We start from the raw sequence: 23,556 nt of genomic DNA on the forward strand, positions 1-23,556 counted from the left end.
AAATATCGTTAACAGCCTGTTAATCCTTCAGCCTTAAAACCGAAAAACGGTTCATGGGAAAAGGCTTGGATGTTTGGAACAGCATTGGACTAGGCTCAGAGGCCAAAGGCTTCTTAATAAGGCGTTTTTACCCGCTTGGATCGTGTTTGGGGTCTTTTTGATCAGTTTTGCCTTCATCGAACGGCAAACCGACATCATTCATTCGCAGGCAGAACGCGCTGAGGTGCGCAAATCCGTTGGTGAGGTGCAATCCCGAATGGAGGGCATCATTCATTCCGACGTACAGCTTTTGCGTGGCCTAGTCGCCAGCGTGTCACTGCATCCCGAGATGAACCAAGAGGAATTCAGCGCGCTCTCGCACCTGGTTGTTGATGGTAATGAGGATTTCTACGGGATCGCGATTGCCCCCGATTTGGTCGTCACGCTCGTTCATCCGATCGAAAGGCATCAAAATGTTATTGGGCTGAACTATAACGAAAATGCCGCAATTTCCAAGTTGGCCGAGCAGGCGCGTATCACGCGAGATCTGGTGTTTTCAGGTCCGATTGAGTTGTTGAAAGGCGGGGGCACAGGTTTCGTCGCGCGGTTCCCCATTTTTGTCGAACGCGACGGGGTTGAGGTATTTTGGGGCATCGTTTCTAGCGTCTTAGATGAATACCAATTGTACGAAAGTGCGGGGCTTTTGGACCCTGAGCTAGGGTTGTCTTTCGCGATACGTGGACGAAACGGTCTAGGCGCCAGTGGTGATGTTTTTTTTGGCGATGAAGAGATTTTTAACTCTGATGCGGTACTCAGCACGATCAATCTGCCGGTGGGGTCATGGCAGCTTGCGGCTATTCCGCAGGCTGGCTGGTCCACGTCGCATTTTGCCAGTTGGTGGGTGCGTGTGCCCGTCATTTTGGTTGGGCTTTTGGTGCTGGTTCCCACATTTTTGATGTGCAGTATCTCACAGCAGCGAAATGTGATGGTCAAATCGTTGTCTCGCAACGAACGCCAGTTGCGCGAACAAAGCCAAGAATTGAAAAAGCTGTCTACGGTGGTCGAATCCGCGTCCGATAGCATCGTGATCAGTGATAAGTTCGGCCGCATTCAATGGGTGAATAAGGCGTTTACGGTCTTAACAGGCTATAGCTTTGACGAGGCCATTGGAAAGACGCCTGCGCAAATCCTCAATGGTCCGGAGACCAGTCAAGACACGATTAAGCAAATCCGGGAACATTTGGCGGCGGGTCACCCTTATCGGACCGAAATCCTAAACTACACCAAGGATAGACGTAAACTCTGGATAGAGACGTATTTGGTGCCGACCCGGGACGAAACAGGTGAGGTGATTTTCACCGCTGCGATTGAGCGAGATATCACCGCGACAAAGCGTCAGGAACACGAGCTTGCCGAGGCAAGGAATGTTGCCGAGAGGGCGACAGAAGCCAAATCCGCGTTTATCGCCACCATGAGCCACGAAATTCGCACGCCCATGAACGGGATCATCGGAATGTCTGACCTGCTGAAGGAAGCCAAGCTTCCGGCAGAGGCGCGCGGGCATGTCAAAATTGTCCATGAATCCGCTCAGTCGTTATTGGCCATCATTAACGATATTCTCGATCTTTCTAGCCTTGAGGCCGGCAAGCTAGAAATCTCATCGCATGATTTTGACCTCAGAAAATGTATCGAAGGGGCCGTGGGGCTGGTGCGCGCGACAGCCCTGAACAAGGGATTGAAGATTGCGGTCGAGATGTCTGATGACCTCCCGTATTTTGTGTCTGGTGATGATGGGCGTATCCGTCAGATTATGCTGAACCTTCTGGGAAATGCGGTGAAGTTCACCTCCGAAGGTCAAATCACCTTGCGCGCAAACAGTGATAAGAAAGACCCCCATCGATTACACATTGAGGTTGAGGATACCGGTATTGGCCTCTCGGATGAGCAGATACCCCATGTGTTCGACCGCTTTGCGCAGGCCGACGCAGGTATTGCGCGGAAATTCGGGGGAACAGGCCTTGGTTTGTCGATCGCTCGCCATTTGGTTCATCAAATGGATGGCGCGATTTCGGTGCGCTCGGCGCTGGGTAAGGGGACGTGCTTTTCCTTCACGATCCAAGTGGCGCCAGCGGTTGATGTACCGATCATTGAGGCCGTCGAACGCCCTATCGATCTGAGTGTTCTGCGGGGTCTGCGCCTGCTTTTGGTTGAAGACAACGGCACCAACCGCTTTCTCATTCACCGCTTTCTTAAGGATGCAGGGCTCGAGATTTGGGATGCAAAAGACGGGTTGGAGGGGATTGACGTCTTTGAGCAGGTCCAGCCTGACATTGTGTTAATGGATATGTCGATGCCCAAGCTGGACGGTGTCGAGGCGACGCGCCGCATTCGTGCGATGAACCTGCCGCAACCGCCGATTATCGCCCTTACGGCCAATGCGTTTGAGAGTGACCGTGAAGCATGTTTGAACGCAGGCATGAACGATTTCCTGTCCAAGCCGCTGCAAAAAAAGCAGTTATTGGCAACGCTTATTGAATGCCTCGAACATCACGAGAGGCATTTTGATATTCCACAGGCGCAGGCCGTGAATTAGCGTTTAGCGCACCATCCCAACGATCTCGTAGGTTTGCTTGAGGATCGGCTCAGAAAGTTCGCGGGCACGTTCCGCGCCGCGCGCAAGAATGCGGTCAATCTCGGCAGTGTCTTCCATCAGGCGACCCATTTCCGTGGAAATCGGCGCGAGTTTGTCCACGGCGATTTCGGCCAAGTCTTGCTTGAAGTAGCCAAACAATTTGCCCGCATTGGCCTCTACGACTGCGGCGGGGGTTTCTTCGGTCAAGGCGGCCCAGATGTTCACAAGGTTGCGTGCCTCTGGCCGCGCGTCGAGGCCATCCAGCGTTTCGGGCAGCGGGTCGGGATCAGTCTTGGCCTTTTTGATCTTTTTCGCGATTTGGTCGGCCGTATCCGTCAGGTTGATCCGGGTCATGTCCGATGGGTCCGACTTTGACATCTTCTTGGTACCGTCGCGCAGGTTCATCACCCGTGTCGCAGCCCCTTCAATCACTGGCTCAGTGATCGGAAAGAAATCTACGCCAAAGTCGTGGTTGAACTTGGCGGCGATATCGCGCGTCAGCTCAAGGTGTTGTTTTTGGTCCTCACCCACGGGGACGTGCGTTGCGTGATAGATCAGAATGTCAGCCGCCATGAGCGCGGGATATGCGAACAGCCCAAGGGACGCGCCTTCCGCATTTTCGCCTGCTTTGTCTTTCCACTGAGTCATGCGGCCCATCCAGCCCATGCGCGCCACACAATTGAAAATCCAAGCCAATTGCGCGTGCTCGGGGACTTGTGATTGGTTGAACAGGATCGATTTTTCGGGGTCGATCCCGCTGGCGATAAAGCCCGCGCACAATTCCCGCGTGTTGTGGCGCAATGCGGCAGGATCGTTCAGCACGGTCGTGATCGCGTGTAGGTCCACCATGCAATAGACCGTTTCGAATGAGCCTTCGTTTTGCATATCCACGAACCGCTTCATCGCGCCCAGATAATTGCCCAGCGTCAAACCGCCCGACGGTTGGATGCCGGAAAAAACGCGCTTGGTGAATTGGGCTTCGGACATGGTGGCCTCATGGAACGGATCGAAAGTGGTCCTTTCGCTTAGCGAGGCGGTGCTGGGGCGTCAACCAAAGGGGCAGGCTGCGACTGGTCTTGGGGGGCATTCCGCGCTAGGCGTGGGCCAACACTCGCACAGGACCCGTATGTATGAACGCCGATCCAAACGCCTCTCCCTTTCTTGATGTGCCGCGCACTGTTGTCGCCTTGGCGGCGGTTATCGGCGGGGTCGAGGGGATGTTTTCCCTCGCGCAAGCAGGATATTTGGGCGGAGATGGCGGCATCGGTTGGCGGATCAACGCCATCAGCGACTTCGGCTTTAGCGGCGAAATCCTGGATTGGATGATCACGACGGGGCAATTCCCGCTCGAACATTTGCGTCGGTTTGTGACCTACCCGTTCCTGCACCTCAGCTTCACGCATGTGCTGTTTTCGGTGGTGTTTATCCTGGCCATAGGCAAGGCGATTTCGGGTGCGTTCGGGGGATGGCGGCTACTTGCCGTCTTCTTCGGCGCCTCAATCTTTGGCGCGTTCGTCTACGGCTATCTGTTTGAATTCCTGACGCCCTTGGTCGGCAGTTACCCGGGCATTTACGGGTTGATCGGCGCGTTCACTTTCCTGTTGTGGGTGCGCGCGCGCGTTATGGGTGAGGCCCCCATGAAGGCATTTTCCCTGATCGGTTTCCTGTTGGGTATTCAGCTTTTGTTCGCAGCACTTTTCGGATCAACCGGGGATTGGACGGCGGATTTGGCGGGTTTCGTCGCAGGCTTTGGGATGTCGTTTTTCTTGATCCCGGGCGGATGGGCCCGGTTGCGCGACAGCCTGCGTCGCTAGCGCCGTAACGCCGCCCGCAGTTCGCGCAACCGGAATGCGCCGCATAGCTGGCCTGCGATTGCGTATGTTGCGATGCCTACTGCGACCAAAATGGCCAAGCCGAGATACCGCCAACCGTCCATGCCCAGCACTGGGCCAAGGGTAATTTCGGCGAACCACAAAACTGCGCCCATGATGAGTGACGCAAAGATCACGCGCCAAATGCGGCCTTTGAATTGGGCGTCAAAGGTTGCGGCCTGCCCAATATCGCGGCTGCCGCGCCACAACAGCCAAACCATGCTCCATCCCGCGAGCGTGGTCCCAAGTGCAGCGGCCATGAAGCCGATGAACGGAGCGAGGCCAATGGCGACAGCGGCGTTAATGAACAGTGAGATCACCGCATAGCGCAGGGGGGCTTTGGTGTCTTCGCGGGCGAAAAACAGGGGCTGAAACACCTTTTGCAGGACAAAAGCAGGCAGGCCCGCGCCATAAACGATTAGCGCGAGGGCGGTAAAGGCGGTGTCGTCGGCGTTGAAGGCTCCGCGCTCAAACAAGACGGACACAAGCGGGACAGCCAACACCACGAGGGCGACGGCTGCTGGAATGGTCAAGAGTAGAGCAAACTCTCCCGCGCGGGAAAACGCTTCTTGGCCGCCAGCTTCATCCTCGGCGCGGACACGGCGCGCCAGATCGGGCAGGAGGACCACGCCGATTGCGACGCCCACAACCCCCAACGGCAATTGGTATAACCGGTCGGCATAGGCCAGCCACGCGACCGCGCCTTCAAAATAGCTGGCGACTTGGCGACCGACCAACAGGTTGATTTGCATAACGCCGCCCGCCAAAGCTGCGGGCCCTGCGATGATGGCGAGCCGTTTAAGTTCCGGCGTCATACGGGGGCGGCGGATCGTAAGCGTGTGGCCCGCCCGGCGTGCCGCCCAATAGACCAAGCCCAATTGGGCCATGCCGCCCACAGGCACGCACCATGCCAGCGCGATACCGATGGCCGATGGTGTTGGCGTGCCAAAGACCGCCACACCCAGCATGCCCGCAATGAACACAAGGTTGAGCAAAACAGGGGCCGCCGCCGCCGCCAAAAACCGGCTGTTGGCATTCAGTAGTCCTGATACCAGTGCGGCAAGTGAGATCATAAGGATGTAGGGAAACGCGATGCGCCCGTAGATCACCGCAAGAGAAAACCGTTCATCCGCCGTAAAGCCAGAGGCCATTACCCAGACCAGCGCAGGCATGAACACCATGCCCAAAACGGAGAACACCGATAGGATGACGAATAACCCCGTGAACGCATCGCGGGCAAAGTCATCCGCGTCCTCACCGCCCTCTAACTTTTTGGCGTACATCGGCACAAAGGCCATGTTGAACGCGCCTTCTGCGAAAAACCGGCGGAACATGTTGGGCAGGGAAAAGGCGATCAGGAACGCCTCGGCCACGCCGCTTGTCCCTAGAAATCGCGCGATAAAGATGTCGCGCATGAAGCCCAGCACGCGGCTGGCCATTGTCCAGCCTCCGACAGTCAGGAACCCTCTTAGCATGTCTTAGGCGCCCGCCCGTTCCTTGACGCGCGCAATCGCGGCGCGCAGTTTTTTCTCGAGATCGGCTTGTTTAGACTTGGAATGTAGCTTGAGCCCGAACATGTCCTTTACGTAGAACACGTCTACCACCTGCGCGCCGTAGGTCGCGATGGTGGCGGTGGCGATGTAGATATTCGCGTCCGCGAGGGTGCGTGTCAGGTCATACAGCAGGCCGGGGCGATCGCGTGTGTCGACCTCAACGATTGTGTAAATCTCTGAACCTTCGTTATCGAAGGTGATCGACGTGGGCACCGCAAAGGGCCGCTCGCGTTTCTTGATTTCACGCCCCTGAAGCGCGTCAGAGGTGATGACCTCGCCGCGCAGGGTCTTTTCGATCATGCCGCGCAGGCGGGGCAGGCGGTTGGCCTCATAGGGGTGACCGTCGCCGTCTTGGAGCCAGAACACCGACGTCGCGTATCCATCCTTAGAGGTAAACGTACGGGCGTCGATGATGTTGGCCCCCACGAGCGACAGCGCACCCGCAAGCCGGGTGAACACGCCGGGGTGGTCTTCGTTGGCAAACAGCGCGCGGGTCGCATCGCGCTCCTCATCGGGTTCCAGCTCAACCTTGAATTCGTCGGCGGCAATGTCCTGCAACATATGGGCAAAGCGCACTTGCGCCCCGGTGGGCAGGCCCTGCCAATAGGTGCCGTAGTGGCGCCCAATCTCGGCGCGGAGGCGCGTTTCGGTCCATGTATTGGGCATCGCATCGCGGAACAATTTGCGGGCCTTGGCCTCACGGGTTTCGCGGTTCACGTCCTCTAGCCCGTTCTCTAGCGCGAGGGCCGTGGCACGGTGCAGGGCGCGCAGCATCTGCGCTTTCCAGTTGTTCCACACGTTGGGGCCAACGCCGCGAATGTCACACACGGTGAGTACAGTCAGCAGGTCGAGCCGCTTGCGCGTTTTGACGGCTTTGGCAAAATCGCGCACTGTGCGGGGGTCGGAAATATCCCGCTTTTGCGACATGTCGGACATTAGCAGGTGATAACGCACCAGCCATTCGACGGTTTCGACTTCTTCTTTGCGCAAGCCAAAGCGGGGGGCCACTTGGCGGGCGATCTGTGCCCCAAGGACCGAGTGATCTTCGGGCCGCCCTTTCCCGATGTCATGCAGCAGCATCGCCACGTACAGGACCCGGCGGTTAACGCCGTCCTTTAGGATGGATGAAGCCAGCGGCAGGTCATCGCGCAGCTCTTCGCGCTCAATCTCTGCAAGGTTTGAGATGACCTGTATCGTATGCTCATCAACCGTGTAGCTGTGATACATATTGAACTGCATCATCGCGACGATAGGCGCGAATTCCGGCAAGAACGCGGCCAAAACGCCCAGCTCATTCATGCGCCGCAGGGACCGTTCGGGATTGCCGTGTTTGAGCATCAGCCCAAGGAACAATTTGTTCGCCTCGGGTGTTTCGCGCATCCGCTGGTCGATCAGGTGCAGGTTGGCCGAGATCAGCCGCATCGTATCGGGGTGCAGCAAAAAGCCAGTGCGCAAGGCCTCTTCGAACACGCGTAGCAGGTTCAGCGGGTCGGACAGAAACGCGGCCTCATCCTCAACGTTGATGCGTTCTTGGTGCAGCACGTAGGGGGCTTTTAGTTTCTTGGGGCGTTTGCCACGCAGGAACCCAAAGATGCCGGGCTTTGATTTGGTGTTGTCGGCCTCAAGTGCCGTGAGCACGATGCGCGTGAGCTCACCCACCTTGGTTGCGTGGCGAAAGTAGGCCTGCATAAAGTGTTCAACGCCGCGTCGCCCGCCCCGGTCGGTATAGCCCAAGCGCGCGGCAACCTCGACCTGCATGTCGAACGTCAGGTGATCGGCGGCGCGGTTTGTGACCAGATGCAGGTGACAGCGTACGGACCACAAGAACCGCTCTGCGGCTTCGAAGCTTCTGAATTCTTCGGGACGAAAGACGCCCAAATCCACAAGGTCTGCGGCGTCGCGCACGCCGTAGCGATACTTTGCGATCCAATACAGCGTCTGAAGGTCCCGAAGGCCGCCCTTGGCCTCTTTGACGTTCGGCTCCAGCATATAACGCTGACCGCCTTGTTTGCGGTGCCGCTCGCTGCGTTCGATGAGCTTTCCTTCAACGAACTCGGGGATTGTTTGGGAAAACAACTCAGCCCACAGCCGGTCCCGCAGGTCCGTGGCCAAGGCGCCGCGTCCGCAGATAAGTCTTTGTTCTAGAAGTGCGGTGCGGATGGTCAAATCCTCACGCCCAAGGCGAAGGCAATCCTTTACGGTGCGACTGGAATGCCCGACCTTCAGCTTCAAATCCCACAGCATGTAGAGCATGGATTCAATCACGCTCTCGACCCAAGGGGTCATTTTGTAGGGCGTGAGAAATAGCAGATCGACGTCGGAATGGGGGGCCATTTCGCCGCGCCCATAGCCGCCTACGGCCAGCACCGCGATCTGTTCGCCCTCAGTTGGGTGCGGGTTTGGGTGTAGGATGCGGGTGGCGACGTGAAACACGCATTCCACGATGCAATCCGTCAGAAAACTGTAGGCATGGGTGACGCGGCGGGCGCGGCTTGGGTCGGCCTCAAACCCGGCGGCAATGGCGTCGCGGCCAAGGGTGCGGGCGTCGCCCAACGTCTCAACGGTTGCCTTGCGGACCGCGCCGCTGTCGGGCGCGTTGGCAAGCGCTGCTTCGAGCGCATCGAGCATAGGCTCGACGTCAAATATCCTGCGTGCCTCAACGATCAGGTCGCTGGGGGCAAGTGTGCTTAGGTCCCGCGGTAAACGGCGGGGGGCGGAGGTCTTAGAGACCCGAGGTTCCGAAACGTCTTGGGGCAGGGGAGATCACCTGAACTTGGCCGTCAATGATTTGCGCGATGGCTAAGGCACGTTCGTTGGTGCCATCGGCTCGCAGCCGGAATACCCCGTTCACGCCCGCAAAGCCAGAGGGCTGCGTCAATGATGCGGGGCCGATTTCGCCTGCATCGCGGACGACGGCGCCAATCGCGGATATGCCGTCAAATGCGAGGCCCGCAAGGGGGTGGGGCGCGCGGGCAAAGGCGGCTTGAAAACGGCTGTCGAATTGGGCCGAAAGCCCTTGGTCCGGTAGGGCGAACCACCCGCCCTGTAGTCCTGTGAGGCTGAGTGCCTCTGATGGGACATCCCAACGTGCGAGGCCCATGAACTGGACATCACCGGGCTGAATGCCGTTTTCGGGCAGAAGTTGTGCAAAGATCGGCAGCGCGCCGGAATAGGCCGAAGTGAAGAAAACCGAATTGGCACCGGCCTCGCGGACAGCGTCGCGCACGATGGGCACGGCATTGAATACGCCCTCTTGCGACAGCTCATATGGGATCGCGGCCACAAGAGTTGCGCCTGATTTACCGACAGCGGATTGGACGGCAGCTCGGGCGATACTGCCTGCCGTATCGTTGGCATGCAGGACTGCCACGCGGTTGCGCCCTTGGGCCGTGGCGTAGCTGATCACGCGATCTGCGGTGTTTTCAAACGTGTTGCCAAGGACATAAACATTGCCCCCCGCGACGGAAGTGTTGTTGGAAAAACTCAGGACTGAGACGTTGTCGTTCGCCACCGCGACGCCCACTGCGGCGGCAACATCTGCATAAAGCGGCCCAAGAATGACCTTGGCTCCGTCATCTACGGCGCGCGTGGCGGCGGCGGCCCCAATGGCTGCGTCACCTGCTGTTTCATATACTCTCAGGTCAAGGCGGACCCCTGCAAGATCACCGATTGCAAGGCGTGCGGCGTCCTCTAGGGCCTGTGCGACGACACTGTCACCGGCGTTGGCGGAGCCGTAGGGCAACAAAATGGCAACCGGCACGGCACGATCAGCGGAAACCGCGCGGGAGCCCCCACCGGGGAAGTTGGCCTGACACCCCGCAACCGCCAGCGCACCCAAAACCAACATCGCGCACCGCGAAACACGAGAAAAAAGCCACCCGATCATGAGACCCACCCTTTGAATTAATGCGGGAATTCATCGAAATCCCATAGACCTTCCGTCGAAACTAGAGCCTATAGTCAGCCAAGTAAACGATGCGAAGGGAATTGAGCATGACGCGCGCCACATCGCCACTGAGCGCGAGCCTTGCCCCGGGGCTTTACCTTGTTGCCACGCCAATCGGTGCTGCGCGGGATATCACATTGCGGGGTCTCGATATACTGGGGGCGGCAGATATGCTTGCAGCCGAAGATACGCGAACCGCGCGCAAGTTGATGGAATTGCATGGGATTTCACGCGATGGTCGCCAGATCGTGGCCTATCACGATCACAATGGTCCCACTGCGCGCCCCCGGTTGTTGGCAGCCTTGCAGGAGGGAAAATCCGTGGCCTATGTGTCAGAGGCAGGCACGCCCATGGTTGCGGATCCGGGCTATCAGTTGGTGCGTGACGCGCATGATGCGGATGTGCCGGTGTTTGCGGCACCCGGTGCCTCGGCCGTGTTATCGGCGCTGTGCGTCGCGGGATTGCCAACGGATCGGTTCTATTTCGCGGGGTTCCCACCGAACGCGGCCAAAGCGCGTGAGACGTTCCTGAAGGGGTTGAAGTCGATCCCGGGGACGCTTGTTTTGTATGAAAGCCCCAAGCGCATTAGCGAATTGTTAAAAGCCTGTCTGATAGTTTTAGGGGATCGCGAATGCGCGTTGTGTCGCGAGTTGACCAAGAAATTTGAAGAAACACGCCGTGGTATGATGTCTGACGTTTTGGCCTCTGTGATCGATCACCCTCCGAAGGGGGAAATTGTTCTCGTGATCGGTGAGGGTGTTGTTGAGGTCGCCTCTGAGGGGGATATCGAAGCGGCGCTGCGCGAAGCACTTCAAACGCTAAAAGTCAAAGAGGCGGCCGCGATGATCGCGGAGGATTTCTCGATTTCACGAAGGGATGCGTATCAAATGGCTTTGAAATTGGGCGATAAATGAGAAGTCTTACCAATTACTTTGCCGGTTTGGCCGCAGAGCAGTCGGTTGCCATTCGATACATTCGCGGCGGTCACACACTGTTGGGGCATCGCTGGCGTGGTATTGGGGGTGAGATTGACCTCATTTTTGAAAAAGCGGGCACCTGTATTTTTGTCGAAGTCAAGAAAAGTAAAGCGCTTGCACGTGCTGCGGAAAGTCTAGGCCCCCGACAGATCCAACGTCTTTTTGGTGCGGCGGCTGAATTCCTGTCTGGTCAGCCGAAGGGTGATCTTACTCCATCACGGTTTGACGTGGCGCTAGTCGATCAATCTGGCCAAATAGAGGTCATCGAAAACGCATTGTGCGCTTAACGGCGTATACTTGTGCGTTGCGCGGCCCGTCCGACTGCGCCATCTAGGCAAAGATGTTTAAGTGGAGACGGACATGGCGCTGCGTGTAGCATTCCAGATGGACCCGATTACGGGTGTCGATATTAACGCGGATTCCAGCTTTCGACTGGCGCTAGAGGCTCAGGCCCGTGGGCATGAGCTGTTCTATTACCCACCGACCGCATTGGCGTATGACACAGGCCGCATCATGGCCCGTGGCCACGGAATGGAAGTCCGCAATGTGGTGGGCGATCATGTTACTCTGCAGCCTGAAACTGAGCTCGATCTTGCATCCATGGATGTGGTTTGGCTGCGCCAAGACCCGCCGTTCGACATGGGCTACATCACCACAACACATGTGTTGGATCGCCTCAAGGGTGAGGCGCTGGTCGTGAATGACCCGACTTGGGTGCGGAACTGGCCGGAAAAGCTGATGGTTTTGGATTTTCTAGAGCTGACACCGCCAACGATGGTGACCCGCGATTTGGAGACTTTGAAAGCCTTCCGTGCGCGGCATGGTGACGTCATTCTTAAGCCGCTTTACGGCAACGGCGGCGCGGGCGTGTTTCGCCTAACCCCCGAAGATCGTAATCTTAATTCACTGCATGAGCTGTTTTCATCCGTGAATAATGAACCGCTTATTATGCAGAAATTCCTGCCCGCCGTGAGCGCGGGGGACAAACGGATTATCCTTGTGGATGGGGAACCGATTGGCGCAATCAATCGTGTCCCTGCTGAGGGTGAAACGCGATCGAATATGCACGTTGGTGGACGGCCTGAGCCGGTTGGAATGACCGACCGTGACCTTGAGATTTGTGCAGCCATTGGGCCAAAGTTGCGTGAAGCAGGTCAGATTTTTGTCGGGATTGACGTGATTGGCGACTACCTGACCGAGATTAATGTGACTTCCCCCACCGGCTTGCGGGAGCTTGAAGCATTTGACGGCGTCAATGGCGCGGCACTGATCTGGGATGCGATTGAGCGGAAGCTGGCGGACTAAACTTTAGGGGCGGCGACCAGTCGATATGATAACGCCTCACCTATGTGCGGGGTGTCGACATCAACGTCCCCTGCTAAGTCAGCGATGGTGCGCGAAACTCGCAATACCCGGTGATACCCCCGCGCACTGAGCGAAAATCGCTCCGTCGCGAGGTCGAGCATCGCTTGCCCGGCCTGTGTTGGGCGGCACACATCCATCAAGACTTCGCCCTCACAATCCGAATTGGTGTGGGTGTTGTCGATGCTGGCGTAGCGTTCAGTTTGGATCGCGCGCGCGGCGGCAACGCGCTCAGCCACCTCAGCGGAGCTGTCGCCGGTTGGTTCGCGTTTCAGTTCATCGGCAGGAACTTGTAGCATTTCGATCCTCAGGTCGAAACGATCTAGCAGCGGACCTGAGATTTTTTCGATGTAGTCCGCGCCACAGATTGGGGCGCGGCCGCACGCGAGGTTTGCGTCATAGAGGTGTCCGCAGCGGCATGGGTTGGCGGCGGCGATCAGCAAAAACCGGCAAGGATATCGGACATGTGCATTCGCGCGTGAGATGACGACTTCGGCATTCTCAAGGGGTTGGCGTAGCGATTCGAGTGTTTGGCGCTGATATTCTGGGAACTCGTCCATGAACAAAACACCATTGTGCGCGAGTGAGATTTCACCCGGTCCGGCGCCTTTGCCACCACCAACCAGCGCGGGCATTGAGGCTGTGTGATGCGGATCGCGAAAAGGCCGCGTTCGGGCGATGCCCCCTTCACCAAGCAGGCCTGCGATTGAGTGAACCATTGATGTTTCAAGCGCTTCGGCCGGTGTGAGGTTCGGCAAAATAGACGGTAACCGGGCCGCGATCATGGATTTGCCGCACCCCGGGCTGCCGACCATTAGCAGATGATGCCGGCCAGCGGCTGCAATTTCGAGCGCGCGTTTCGCACGGGCTTGGCCTCGAATATCGCGCAAATCGCGATCATGCTGAATGGGGGCGAGGTGGGCCGGATGCGCCTGCGCGAGGGGTTTGGCCCCGGTGAAATGTGCCAGAAGCGCCGCTAAGCTAGACACGCCAAACACCCGCGTGGCGCCGACCCATGCGGCTTCAGTGCTGCATTCTTCGGGGCAGTATAATTCTGTTTCAAGTGTGCCAGCTGTGACCGCGGCAGGTAGCGCGCCCTTGATTGGGATCAGTTTGCCAGAAAGAGATAACTCTCCCAATGACATTATGCGCGCGACTTTATCCTGTGGGAGCATATCAATCGCAGCGAGGATCGCGGCGGCGATTGGCAGATCGAAATGCGCGCCTGATTTTGGCAGGTCCGCTGGGGAAAGGTTGATCGTGATCCGCTTGGATGGCATCGCCACATTCAAGTGCGCGAGTGCGGCGCGCACTCTGTCCTTTGCCTCACTAATGGCTTTGCTGGGAAGCCCAACGATTGAGAATGACGGCAGCCCGGGCGCGAGCGCGCATTCTACCTTAACCGGTCGTGCGACCAATCCATCGAAAGCGACGGTATATGTACTTGCGAGCATTGCGGCCCCTCGATGGCATCTTGGGACAGGATTAGCGGCAAGGTGTTTACGATTGGTAAAGCTTCATGAAGGCTGGCCATGCTTCTGGATCGGCGCATGTTTTGTCTCGGCAAGTTGCATTGCAGAAGCCAAAGACCCGTCCTTTAAGTTCAAGAAAATGGGTTACTGGTTCACCGGAATATGGGCAGATGTCATTCCCCGAGGGACCTTTTGCAACCGGCTGGGCAGAGAGCGATTTTGGCCCAGGCCAGGGTCCTTTGGGGAGGCCCTTGTCGTATTCGCTCAGCGTTCGATTACGTGCCTCACCCATGGCGCGCCAGCGGCGGAAGGAGGGGTCATGTAGATGCGCGCTCACATACTCTGAGGCGGCTTGGTCGACTGGCAGCCCGTATCCCGCGATGCGAGCAGCGACAGGTGCATAGAAGGCATCAACCGCCCCGTATTCGCCAAATAACCAAGGTCCCTGTCCAGCTAGACTGCGCGCGTGATCCCACAGCATGATGATGCGTTTGATATCACGCATAACTGCTTCTGAAGGTCGAAAATCCTGCCATTTATGCCGCAAATTCATGGGGCAGTCACCGCGCAACGCCATGAAACCACTGTGCATTTCAGCCATGAGCGACCGCGCAGCACTCCGACTTTTGGGATCTTTGGGAAGCAATGGCAGCTCAGGGTTCGCCTCAATAATTCCTTCAAAGATTGCGAGGGAATCTGTCCAAACTGCCCCAGAAGGCGCGCGCACCGCAGGGACGGTTGCCGCGGGAAACCACGGCTTCAGGTCTTCCGCAAACCCCGGTTGATAGAACTCAGTGGTGTGAATGTTCACAGGAATCCCAAAGCGTTCAAACAGCAGCCAAGCACGCAGGCTCCAGCTTGAATACGATTTATCGCCGATCAAAAGGTCATATGTCATGAGCTAAGCATAGCCCTGTTAAATGCCGACGCGCCAATGATGTTTTTACGGCATCTCTATCACGGATGGTGATTGGCGAAATCACCCTCGAATTTATTGCCGTCCCATGTGATCCGCGTGATCGAGAGCGGCTCAATTACCTGTCCAAGGGCCTCATATGGTGTGATGTTGAGCGCGCGCGCCCATTGCGTGAGGATTACCCCCATATGGGCAACAATAATAATGTCAGAATAGGTGCCTGTTAACACATCGCAGCCGGCATTTACCCTTTCGGTGACGTCATTCCAGCTCTCGCCACCGGGTGCTTTTTGCGTACCGGGGGCATCAAAGAAGGCACGGCATTCGGGGCTGTCGATTGCGTCAAACGTTTGGTTTTCCCATTCGCCATAGTGAAATTCGCGAAAGCGTTTTTCATGCGTGAGCCGGAATCGCGTGCCTTGTATCGCGTCTGCGGTGGTCCGGGTGCGGAGCAGATCGCTGCTTATAATGGGCGCGTCAGGCAAAGCGGCGCTGACGCGCGCGATCTGATCGGTGTTTGACAGATCGGCTGGTAAATCGGTCCAGCCAACCATCGTCTTTGCATGGGTCGGGCCGTGACGTACCCACCAAAAGCGGGTCATTGCGACACCTTCGGCAGTGTTCCTTTGAGGGCAAAGGGCAGGCCCGACATAACGGCAATCACGCTGTCGGCTTGCCGTGCTGCTGCTTGATTGAAACGCCCTTGGATATTGCGAAATGCGCGCCCCATCGAGGTGTCTGGCACGATGCCTTGCCCCACTTCGTTGGTCACGATGACGAACGGCGTGGGTGACTGGCTAAGGGCACCTAACACTCGCGGGACTTCATCAGCGGGGTCGCCGTCCGCCATAATGATTGCCGTCAGCCACATTGTGGCGCAATCAATTAGGACGGCCTCATCCGGGACCGTCGCGTGGATTGCAGCCACTAGATCAGTGCCCGTCTCAACGGTATCCCAGCCATCGCCTGCACGGCTTGTACGGTGCGCGCGGACTTTTTCCGCCATTTCATCATCCCAAATTTGTGACGTTGCGAAATATTTTTTCGGCAGGCCGGAGCTGGCTATAAGTCGCTCTGCATAATCGCTTTTTCCAGATGCAGCTCCGCCAGTCACTAGGGTTAGCTTTGGTAAAATCAACATTAATTATGCCCCCTGGTGATCCAACGTCGTGTGCCCCCCGTATCACTTACAAAACCAAACCAACAGTCTTCAGGGGGCGATCATGGCCTTGGATTTCAACAGCGATACAACACTATCCCGTCGTGCGATGAAGGCAGAGCTGCTGGATGCCGAAACGGAATTGCAGCTGGCCTACGCGTGGCGCGATCAACGAGACGAGGCGGCCTTGCACCGGCTGATCACTGCGTACATGCGGCTCGCGATCTCAATGGCTTCGAAGTTCCGCCGCTATGGTGCGCCGATGAACGACCTGATCCAAGAGGCTGGTTTGGGTCTCATGAAAGCTGCCGACAAATTTGACCCCGACCGTGGAGTGCGCTTTTCGACCTATGCTGTGTGGTGGATCAAGGCCTCGATCCAAGACTATGTGATGCGGAACTGGTCTATGGTTCGGACCGGTTCGACATCCTCGCAGAAGTCGCTCTTTTTCAACATGCGTCGCGTGCAAGCCCGTCTTGAGCGTGAGGCGCAATCCGCTGGCGAGAACCTGGACCGGCACCAATTGCGCCAAATGATCGCGACAGAGGTCGGTGTGCCGCTGCACGATGTTGAGATGATGGAAGGACGTTTGTCCGGCTCCGATTTTTCATTGAATGCCACGCAATCATCCGAGGATGAAGGCCGTGAGTGGATCGATGCGCTTGAGGATGATGGCGCGCAAGCCGCTGAAACCGTAGAGCATCGTCACGACACCGATACGCTGCGTGAATGGCTGTTGTGCGCTCTCAACGCTCTTAACGAACGTGAACGGTTTATCGTGCGCGAGCGGAAGCTCCGCGATTCACCCCGGACGCTCGAAAGTCTTGGCCAAGAACTGAAGCTGAGCAAGGAACGCGTGCGCCAGCTTGAAGCCGCTGCTTTCACCAAGATGCGCAAGAGCCTTGAAGGTCAGTCCAAAGAGGTTCGAGCCTTTTTCGTATGATTTATAGCAATCTGTTGCTTGTTGGGGTCGCGTTGGCATGTGCAAGCGCGACCCTATCTACGTCTGCTGGGGCGCAAGGTGATTGGATCGCGCGTTTGACTGATGCTGACGTGGCTTTGTTGGGCGAAATTCACGACAATCCGGAGCATCACATGCGACAAGCAGAGGCGATTGCGTCCCTTGCGCCGTCAGCCGTCGTGTTTGAAATGTTGACGCCAGAGCAAGCCAAAACGCTGTCGGCGGGCGTGCCGGACCGGGCCGAGGATGTGTCCGAGCTGTTGGAGTGGAACGCCTCTGGCTGGCCGGATTACACGATGTATCATCCGGTCTTTATTGCGGCGAATGGTGCTGCAATTTATGGTGCTGCCCTGCCACGTGACCAAGTCCGCGCTGCAGTTTCTGGCGATATAACAGCCATTTTCGGTGATGGTGCCGACGCGTTCGGACTGCATCAGCCGCTTGATCCATCTGAACAAAAAGCCCGCGAGGCGATGCAAATGTCGGCGCATTGTGATGCGTTACCAGCCAACATGTTGCCCGGCATGGTCGCGGCGCAACGCTTGCGCGATGCACATTTTTCGCGTGTGACGCTCCAAGCGCTGGATGAAACGGGCGGCCCGGTTGTCGTCATCACGGGCAATGGCCATGCGCGCAAAGACTGGGGCATGCCGGTCTACCTCGCGGCAGCGGCGCCCGAGGTGACAGTGCGCACGCTTGGCCAGTTTGAAGACGCCCCCGCCGTGGACGCGCCATTTGACGTCACCCTTGTTTCAAGCGCGGCAGAGCGTCCCGATCCCTGTCTGGCCTTTCGCTGATCTTGCTCCTTGCGGCGGCGCACCGTAACGTCCAGCCAACTCAACTGCCGCGGAACGCCAGCCATTATGCTCCAAAACAAGAAAATCCTTCTGATCATTGGCGGCGGTATAGCGGCGTTCAAATCCTTGGATTTGATCCGCCGCGTCCGAGAGCAAGGGGCCGAGGTTATCCCGGTTCTAACCCGCGCGGGTGAAGAATTCGTAACGCCCTTGTCAGTGTCCGCATTGGCGGCAAACAAAGTCTACCGCGATCTTTTTGACCTGACCGATGAGGCGGAGATGGGCCACATAGAGCTAAGCCGCGCTGCGGATTTGGTCGTGGTTGCGCCCGCTACTGCGGATCTGATGGCCAAGATGGCTCAGGGCTTAGCGAATGATCTGGCCTCTACGCTTTTGCTCGCGACGGATACGCCCGTGCTAATTGCCCCCGCAATGAATGTAAAAATGTGGGAACATCCTGCCACGCAGCGCAATGTCGCGACGTTGATGGGGGACGGGATTGGTTTTGTTGGGCCGGACGATGGCACAATGGCCTGTGGTGAATTTGGCCCGGGTCGGATGGCTGAGGTGCCTGATATTATTACAGCGATGCAGAGGTTCTTCATTGCGGGACCTTTGGCTGGGCGCAAGGTCCTTGTGACTTCTGGTCCGACGCATGAACCCATTGATCCTGTGCGCTATATCGCGAACCGCTCATCCGGTGCGCAGGGTGTTGCGATTGCTGGCGCGTTGCGGGACTTGGGGGCCGAGGTGGTCTTTGTGACCGGCCCGGCTGCCGTTCCGCCGCCGCATGGGGTAAGGGTTGTGCAGGTCGAAACGGCGGCTCAGATGCTGTGCGCGGTTGAGGCCGCACCGACAGTTGACGCAGCGGTCTTTGCCGCCGCCGTTGCGGATTGGCGCGTGGACAACAGTTCAGCCCACAAGATGAAGAAAGACGGCACTGGCAAGGCCCCGGCTTTGGCGTTTTCGGAAAATCCAGACATTCTGAAAACCGTATCTGGCTGGGGTGACAAACGGCCTAAGTTGGTCGTTGGCTTTGCGGCCGAAACGGATGACGTGGTCGCCAACGCGACCGCGAAACGGACCCGAAAGGGTTGTGACTGGATCGTGGCCAATGATGTGTCCCCCGAAACTGGAATTATGGGCGGCACCGAAAATGCGGTTACTTTGGTCACCGAAACCGGGACGGAGGCATGGCCCCGCATGAGTAAATCAGAGACCGCGCGCAAGCTGGCGGATCGTATCGCAAAGGCCTTAGCATGAATGTTCGGATCGCGGTCGTGCGTGCAGATTGGGCGGACGCGTCTGTCGCTTTGCCCACCTACGCCACACAGGGGGCGGCTGGCGCCGATGTCCGCGCGAACTTCCCGGCCGAGCATCGCGAACAGGGTCGCACCCTAGCGCCCATGAGCCGTGCAATCCTGCCCACCGGGCTGCGCATCGCGATCCCTGAGGGGTATGAGTTGCAGCTGCGCCCACGCTCTGGTCTTGCCTTCAAACAGGGGCTGACGCTGATCAACACGCCCGGCACAATCGACAGCGATTATCGCGGTGATGTGGGTGTTTTGATGATTAATCTTGGGGATGAGCCAGTCACTATTGCGCACGGCGATAGGATCGCCCAAGCCGTGGTTGCCCCGGTGCATCGTGCTGAATTCGATCCGGTCGACGACTTGGATAATAGCGCGCGTGGCACAGGTGGTTTTGGCTCAACAGGGGTCCGCTGATATGATTTTGGTTCTTGGTGTTGCGGCTCTAATTTGGAGCATTGGGCACATTTTGCGGCTGCCTATGCAGGCGCGCTGGTTGATGTTGGGGCTTTTGTATATCGCCGTTCTTGGCCTGCAATTGGCGATGCCTGCTGGCATGCCATTGCGCGAGGCTACGGGCGGCAGTGCGTCCATGTGGTTGATCTTTGGCGGGCTGGTCGGGCTGATTTGGCTTTATCGTGAGGTGCTGAGCAAGCTGCGAGCCCGCGCCGACGAAACCCAGAAAAACATTGCCCAAGAACAATCGCCGCCCCCATCGGCTGGTATGTCTGAGGTTGAGCTGGAGCGGTATGCACGCCACATCGTGATGCGCGAAGTGGGTGGTCCTGGCCAAATGCGGTTGCGTGGGGCAAAGGTTCTGGTGGTTGGCGCAGGTGGTCTAGGCGCGCCGGCGTTGATGTATCTGGCCGGAGCGGGCGTTGGCACGATCGGTGTTATCGATGACGATATCGTCTCGCTGTCCAACCTTCAGCGGCAGATTATCCATACTGACGACCGCTCTGACATGCCCAAGGTTTTCTCAGCCGAGACGGCGATGAAGGCTTTGAACCCGCACGTAAATGTACGCCCATATCAGCGTCGGCTCACCGCAGATATCGCCGAGGAGTTGTTCGCGGATTACGATTTGATCCTTGATGGATCAGACAGTTTTGCCACGCGCCAGATGGTGAATGCAGCGGCCGTGGCCACGGGCACTCCGTTGGTTGCTGGTGCAATTTCCCAGTGGGAGGGGCAGGTGACGGTCTATGATCCCGCCGGTGGGGCTCCGTGCTTGGTATGTATTTTCCCGCAACCGCCTGCCGCAGGGCAGGCCCCATCCTGTGCTGAGGCCGGGGTAATCGGTGCATTGCCTGGTGTTGTGGGGTCTATGATGGCTCTAGAGGCGATCAAAGAGATCACCGGCGCTGGTGAGGCGCTGCGTGGTAAGATGTTGATTTATGACGGTCTATACGCCGAAACGCGCAGCATCAGCATCAAGCGCCGCGCGGATTGCGCCTGCTGCGGAAATATCTGAACCATCACATCTGCGACATCCTGTCGTTCCCTCTATTCTTGGGGTAAAATTTGGCCTATCTGGTATTTCAGAAATTTCTGAAATTACTGTGTGATGGGAAAATAGATGAAAATGGCGCCCCTTCTTCAAGAGTTTGTTCTCCACTTTGGTGAGATGGGCAGTCGTTGGGGGATCAACCGAACGGTTGGCCAAATCTACGCGGTTTTGTTTCTGTCGAAAACGCCGCTCAATGCCGAGGAAATCACCACCGCACTGGGCATCAGCCGCTCAAATACGTCCATGGGGTTGAAGGAGTTACAGGCATGGAACCTTGTCCGCCTGCGCCACCTGCCCGACGATCGGCGTGATTATTTTACCACCCCCGATGACCTGTGGGAGATCGTCCGTACCCTTGTCGCGGAGCGGAAGAAACGCGAAATCGATCCGACCCTGACCAAGCTCCGTGAACTGGAAATGCAGGGCGCACAGGGCGATCCCTACGCCGAAGCCCGCATCGCTGAGTTGCGCGAGTTGATTGAGATGATGTCCACCTTCTATGAGGACATGAACCGGCTTGAGACTGAGCGTTTGGTTCAATTGATGACGCTCGGCGCCAAACTGGGCGGGTTGGTCGAAAAAACCAGCCGCCTAAACCCATTTACCCGCACCAAAGGCTAGACACATGATGGACACCCTCCTTCTGTCGCGCATCCAATTCGGCGCGAATATCTCGTTTCACATTCTGTTTCCTACGATCACCATTGCGATGGGTTGGATGCTGTTGTTCTTCAAACTGCGCTTCCAATGGACTGGCGATGAAAAGTGGATGGAGGCATATCGCTTCTGGGTGAAAATCTTTGCCCTAAGCTTTGCCATGGGAGTCGTCTCCGGCATTACGATGTCGTTCCAATTCGGCACGAACTGGCCAGGATTTATGGAGAAAGTCGGCAATATCGCGGGGCCGCTACTGGCTTATGAGATCATGACCGCGTTCTTCCTAGAGGCGGTTTTCATCGGCATCATGCTTTTTGGGGCGTCTCGTGTGCCGGTTTGGCTGCACACGACTGCCACGTTCCTCGTGGCCTTTGGGACCACGGTCTCAACGTTCTGGATCATCGTGTTGAACTCTTGGATGCATACGCCTCAAGGGTTTGAAATGATTGATGGCGTGGCGCACGCGACCGATTGGTGGGCGATCATTTTCAACCCCTCGATGCCCTACCGGTTTGTGCACATGCTGCTTGCGTCGGGGCTGACCGTGTCCTTCCTGATCGCAGGGATTAGTGCGTTTCGCTACCTTTTGGGGGATCGGTCGCGCAGCGTTGCGGCGACACTGCGCACGGGGCTAGTCTTTGGTGCGCTGCTCATCCCCGTTCAAATCCTTGCGGGTGATTTTCATGGGCTGAACACGCTGGAACACCAGCCCGCCAAGGTTGCCGCGATGGAGGGCAACTGGGACACGCGCTCCAACGTGCCGCTGGTGGTGTTTGGCCTTCCGAATGAGGAAACGCGGACCAATGACTTCGCGATTGAAATCCCGAATCTTGCGTCGATTATCCTGACCCACAAGGCTGACGGTGTCGTACCCGGCCTGAATGATTTCGTCGCAGAGGACGGCACGATTTTGCACCCTCCGGTGGATAAAGTGTTTTGGTCGTTCCGCGTTATGGTTGGCACGGGCATGGCGATGCTGCTGCTAAGCTGGGGTACGCTCGCCCTTATGGCGCGGCGTGATGAACTGGGCCGACGGTTTCAGACTGGTAGCATTCCCACGCCGATCATGCTGTTCATGGTACCCTTCGCCTTTTCGGGCTGGGTCGCGACATTGTCAGGCTGGTACACCACCGAAATCGGCCGTCAGCCATGGCTGGTCCAAGGCGTGATGAGCACGGCCGAGGCCGTGGCCGACGTGCCCGCGCCGATGGTTCTTGGCACTTTGATCGCCTATCTCGCGATCTATGCGGCATTGCTGACTGCGTACATCAGCGTAATTTTCTACCTCGCGACCAAAGCGACCAAGGGCGACAGCATCCGTATGGCAGTGCGTGGTTCTGGTGAAGCGCAGGTCAAAATCCTGACCCCGGCGGAGTAATCCAATATGTCCATTTTTGATGATCCATCCGTCTGGTTGCCGCTCGTTTTTGCGGGGCTTATGGGGCTTTCGATTCTAATTTACGTGGTGCTAGATGGCTTTGATCTGGGCGTCGGCATTCTGTTTCCCTTTGCGGAGGACGCCGAAAAAGACCGCATGATCGCGTCCATTGGCCCGTTCTGGGACGCAAATGAGACATGGCTCGTTCTAGCCGTCGGGCTGCTCTTGGTGGCGTTTCCATCAGCGCATGGGGCTATTCTGACGGCGCTATATTTGCCCGTTTTTGTCATGCTCGTGGGTTTGATTCTGCGCGGTGTCGCCTTTGAATTTCGGGCCAAGGCACGGGCCAAACGCAAGGATATGTGGAACCGCTTCTTTTGGATCGGTTCGACCATGACCTCGCTGGCGCAGGGCTACATGTTGGGCATCTACATCATGGGCTTGCAGCAAACGTGGCTGACGATGGCATTCGCACTCGTGACGGCCGTGTTCCTGACGGTTGGATATAGCTTCATTGGGGCCGCGTGGTTGATCCTCAAAACTGAAGGCGCGTTGCAGCGCAAAGCAGTCGCTTGGGCTAAGGGGGGCGTCTGGGGGCTGGTACTCGGGTTTGGGGCGATCTCCCTCGCGTCTCCCGCGGTATCGCCACGCATTTTCGACAAGTGGTTCAGCTTTCCAGAAGCGCTCTACCTCGCGCCGCTGCCGCTGATGTCGTTGGGGTTGGTGGGTGTGCTGTGGTTCTCGCTCCGTCGTCTGCCAGCCCAAAACGACTACTGGTCATGGGTGCCGTTTGTGACGTCCTGTGCCTTGTTTGTGTTGGCTTTTGTTGGACTGGCCTACAGTTTTTACCCCTATGTGGTGCCCGAACAGATCACGATCTATGAGGCCGCCTCGGCACCTGAATCCCTGATGATCATTCTCATCGGTGCTTGCGTCGTCGTGCCGACAATCCTTGCCTACACTGTCATGGCCTATGTGATTTTCCGCGGCAAAGCGACGGAACTCCGATATGACTGAGTCCGCGCAATAATGCACATCAGCTATATATTCTGAATAGTTGCGTTTGCTTGCAAACA

General features: G+C 57.4%; 21 protein-coding genes. 13 read left to right on the forward strand and 8 right to left on the reverse strand.

The features are described from left to right. The first annotated feature begins 157 nt into the window (after positions 1-157). Positions 158-2,572 (forward strand): ATP-binding protein, encoded by a 2,415-nt coding sequence (locus tag PM04_RS04270; RefSeq protein WP_152593957.1) that lies wholly within the window; start codon positions 158-160, stop codon positions 2,570-2,572. Between the two features lie 3 nt (positions 2,573-2,575). Here the strand turns inward: PM04_RS04270 and trpS are convergent, their stop codons facing one another. After that, positions 2,576-3,598, reverse strand: a complete 1,023-nt coding sequence (trpS, locus tag PM04_RS04275; RefSeq protein ID WP_038004091.1) for a tryptophan--tRNA ligase — start codon at positions 3,596-3,598, stop codon at positions 2,576-2,578. Between the two features lie 143 nt (positions 3,599-3,741). Between trpS and PM04_RS04280 the strand changes: the two genes are divergently transcribed. Then, on the forward strand, positions 3,742-4,425 hold the full coding sequence (locus tag PM04_RS04280; protein ID WP_038004092.1) for a rhomboid family intramembrane serine protease: 684 nt from the start codon (positions 3,742-3,744) through the stop codon (positions 4,423-4,425). On the opposite strand, the gene murJ is transcribed toward PM04_RS04280, so the two are convergent. The 3 genes from murJ to PM04_RS04295 form a co-directional block, all read right to left on the reverse strand. Continuing rightward, complete coding sequence (murJ, locus tag PM04_RS04285) at positions 4,422-5,957, reverse strand: murein biosynthesis integral membrane protein MurJ (protein WP_038004093.1); 1,536 nt, start codon at positions 5,955-5,957, stop codon at positions 4,422-4,424. The genes PM04_RS04280 and murJ overlap by 4 nt on opposite strands. Positions 5,958-5,960: 3 nt before the next feature. After that, on the reverse strand, positions 5,961-8,663 hold the full coding sequence (locus PM04_RS04290; RefSeq protein WP_234702805.1) for a [protein-PII] uridylyltransferase: 2,703 nt from the start codon (positions 8,661-8,663) through the stop codon (positions 5,961-5,963). 94 nt (positions 8,664-8,757) lie between these two features. After that, positions 8,758-9,921: a penicillin-binding protein activator gene (locus PM04_RS04295; protein ID WP_234702806.1), complete on the reverse strand. Its 1,164-nt coding sequence runs from the start codon at positions 9,919-9,921 to the stop codon at positions 8,758-8,760. 107 nt (positions 9,922-10,028) lie between these two features. Here PM04_RS04295 and rsmI point away from each other — a divergent pair, with 107 nt between their 5' ends. From rsmI to gshB, 3 genes are all read left to right on the forward strand, one after another. Next, complete coding sequence (rsmI, locus tag PM04_RS04300) at positions 10,029-10,895, forward strand: 16S rRNA (cytidine(1402)-2'-O)-methyltransferase (RefSeq protein ID WP_038004097.1); 867 nt, start codon at positions 10,029-10,031, stop codon at positions 10,893-10,895. Then, entirely contained in the window at positions 10,892-11,245 is a 354-nt protein-coding gene (locus tag PM04_RS04305) for a YraN family protein (RefSeq protein WP_038004099.1), read from the forward strand. Before rsmI ends, PM04_RS04305 begins: the two co-directional genes overlap by 4 nt. Before the next feature lie 79 nt (positions 11,246-11,324). Further along, on the forward strand, positions 11,325-12,263 hold the full coding sequence (gene gshB / locus PM04_RS04310) for a glutathione synthase (RefSeq protein WP_038005060.1): 939 nt from the start codon (positions 11,325-11,327) through the stop codon (positions 12,261-12,263). Here gshB and PM04_RS04315 read toward each other — a convergent pair. The 4 genes from PM04_RS04315 to cobU are packed head-to-tail and all read right to left on the reverse strand — an operon-like array spanning position 12,260 to position 15,849. Continuing rightward, positions 12,260-13,774, reverse strand: a complete 1,515-nt coding sequence (locus PM04_RS04315) for a YifB family Mg chelatase-like AAA ATPase (RefSeq protein WP_038004101.1) — start codon at positions 13,772-13,774, stop codon at positions 12,260-12,262. The genes gshB and PM04_RS04315 overlap by 4 nt on opposite strands. Before the next feature lie 46 nt (positions 13,775-13,820). Further along, positions 13,821-14,690, reverse strand: a complete 870-nt coding sequence (locus PM04_RS04320) for a glutathione S-transferase (RefSeq protein WP_038004103.1) — start codon at positions 14,688-14,690, stop codon at positions 13,821-13,823. A 59-nt stretch (positions 14,691-14,749) separates the two neighbouring features. Beyond that, positions 14,750-15,310 carry a histidine phosphatase family protein gene (locus PM04_RS04325; RefSeq protein ID WP_038004104.1) on the reverse strand — a complete coding sequence of 187 codons (561 nt, stop codon included), beginning with the start codon at positions 15,308-15,310 and terminating at the stop codon, positions 14,750-14,752. Then, entirely contained in the window at positions 15,307-15,849 is a 543-nt protein-coding gene (gene cobU / locus PM04_RS04330; protein WP_038004106.1) for a bifunctional adenosylcobinamide kinase/adenosylcobinamide-phosphate guanylyltransferase, read from the reverse strand. Before cobU ends, PM04_RS04325 begins: the two co-directional genes overlap by 4 nt. Before the next feature lie 82 nt (positions 15,850-15,931). Between cobU and PM04_RS04335 the strand changes: the two genes are divergently transcribed. The 8 genes from PM04_RS04335 (at position 15,932) to PM04_RS04370 (ending at position 23,497) form a co-directional block, all read left to right on the forward strand. After that, positions 15,932-16,810 carry an RNA polymerase factor sigma-32 gene (locus tag PM04_RS04335; RefSeq protein ID WP_038004107.1) on the forward strand — a complete coding sequence of 293 codons (879 nt, stop codon included), beginning with the start codon at positions 15,932-15,934 and terminating at the stop codon, positions 16,808-16,810. A 95-nt stretch (positions 16,811-16,905) separates the two neighbouring features. Next, positions 16,906-17,625: a ChaN family lipoprotein gene (locus PM04_RS04340; protein WP_324618313.1), complete on the forward strand. Its 720-nt coding sequence runs from the start codon at positions 16,906-16,908 to the stop codon at positions 17,623-17,625. A gap of 66 nt (positions 17,626-17,691) precedes the next feature. Beyond that, positions 17,692-18,888 (forward strand): bifunctional phosphopantothenoylcysteine decarboxylase/phosphopantothenate--cysteine ligase CoaBC, encoded by a 1,197-nt coding sequence (gene coaBC / locus PM04_RS04345; RefSeq protein WP_038004109.1) that lies wholly within the window; start codon positions 17,692-17,694, stop codon positions 18,886-18,888. Beyond that, complete coding sequence (gene dut / locus PM04_RS04350) at positions 18,885-19,352, forward strand: dUTP diphosphatase (protein WP_038004110.1); 468 nt, start codon at positions 18,885-18,887, stop codon at positions 19,350-19,352. Before coaBC ends, dut begins: the two co-directional genes overlap by 4 nt. A gap of 1 nt (position 19,353) precedes the next feature. Further along, positions 19,354-20,409 carry a HesA/MoeB/ThiF family protein gene (locus PM04_RS04355; protein WP_038004111.1) on the forward strand — a complete coding sequence of 352 codons (1,056 nt, stop codon included), beginning with the start codon at positions 19,354-19,356 and terminating at the stop codon, positions 20,407-20,409. Positions 20,410-20,514: 105 nt separating this feature from the next. Then, complete coding sequence (locus PM04_RS04360) at positions 20,515-21,066, forward strand: GbsR/MarR family transcriptional regulator (protein WP_038004113.1); 552 nt, start codon at positions 20,515-20,517, stop codon at positions 21,064-21,066. Positions 21,067-21,070: 4 nt separating this feature from the next. Beyond that, complete coding sequence (locus PM04_RS04365; RefSeq protein ID WP_234702807.1) at positions 21,071-22,480, forward strand: cytochrome ubiquinol oxidase subunit I; 1,410 nt, start codon at positions 21,071-21,073, stop codon at positions 22,478-22,480. Between the two features lie 6 nt (positions 22,481-22,486). Continuing rightward, complete coding sequence (locus PM04_RS04370; protein WP_038004115.1) at positions 22,487-23,497, forward strand: cytochrome d ubiquinol oxidase subunit II; 1,011 nt, start codon at positions 22,487-22,489, stop codon at positions 23,495-23,497. Positions 23,498-23,556: the final 59 nt, after the last annotated feature.

The sequence above is a fragment of the Thalassobacter sp. 16PALIMAR09 genome (genome assembly GCF_000765485.1).
Lineage (GTDB): Bacteria > Pseudomonadota > Alphaproteobacteria > Rhodobacterales > Rhodobacteraceae > Thalassobacter > Thalassobacter stenotrophicus.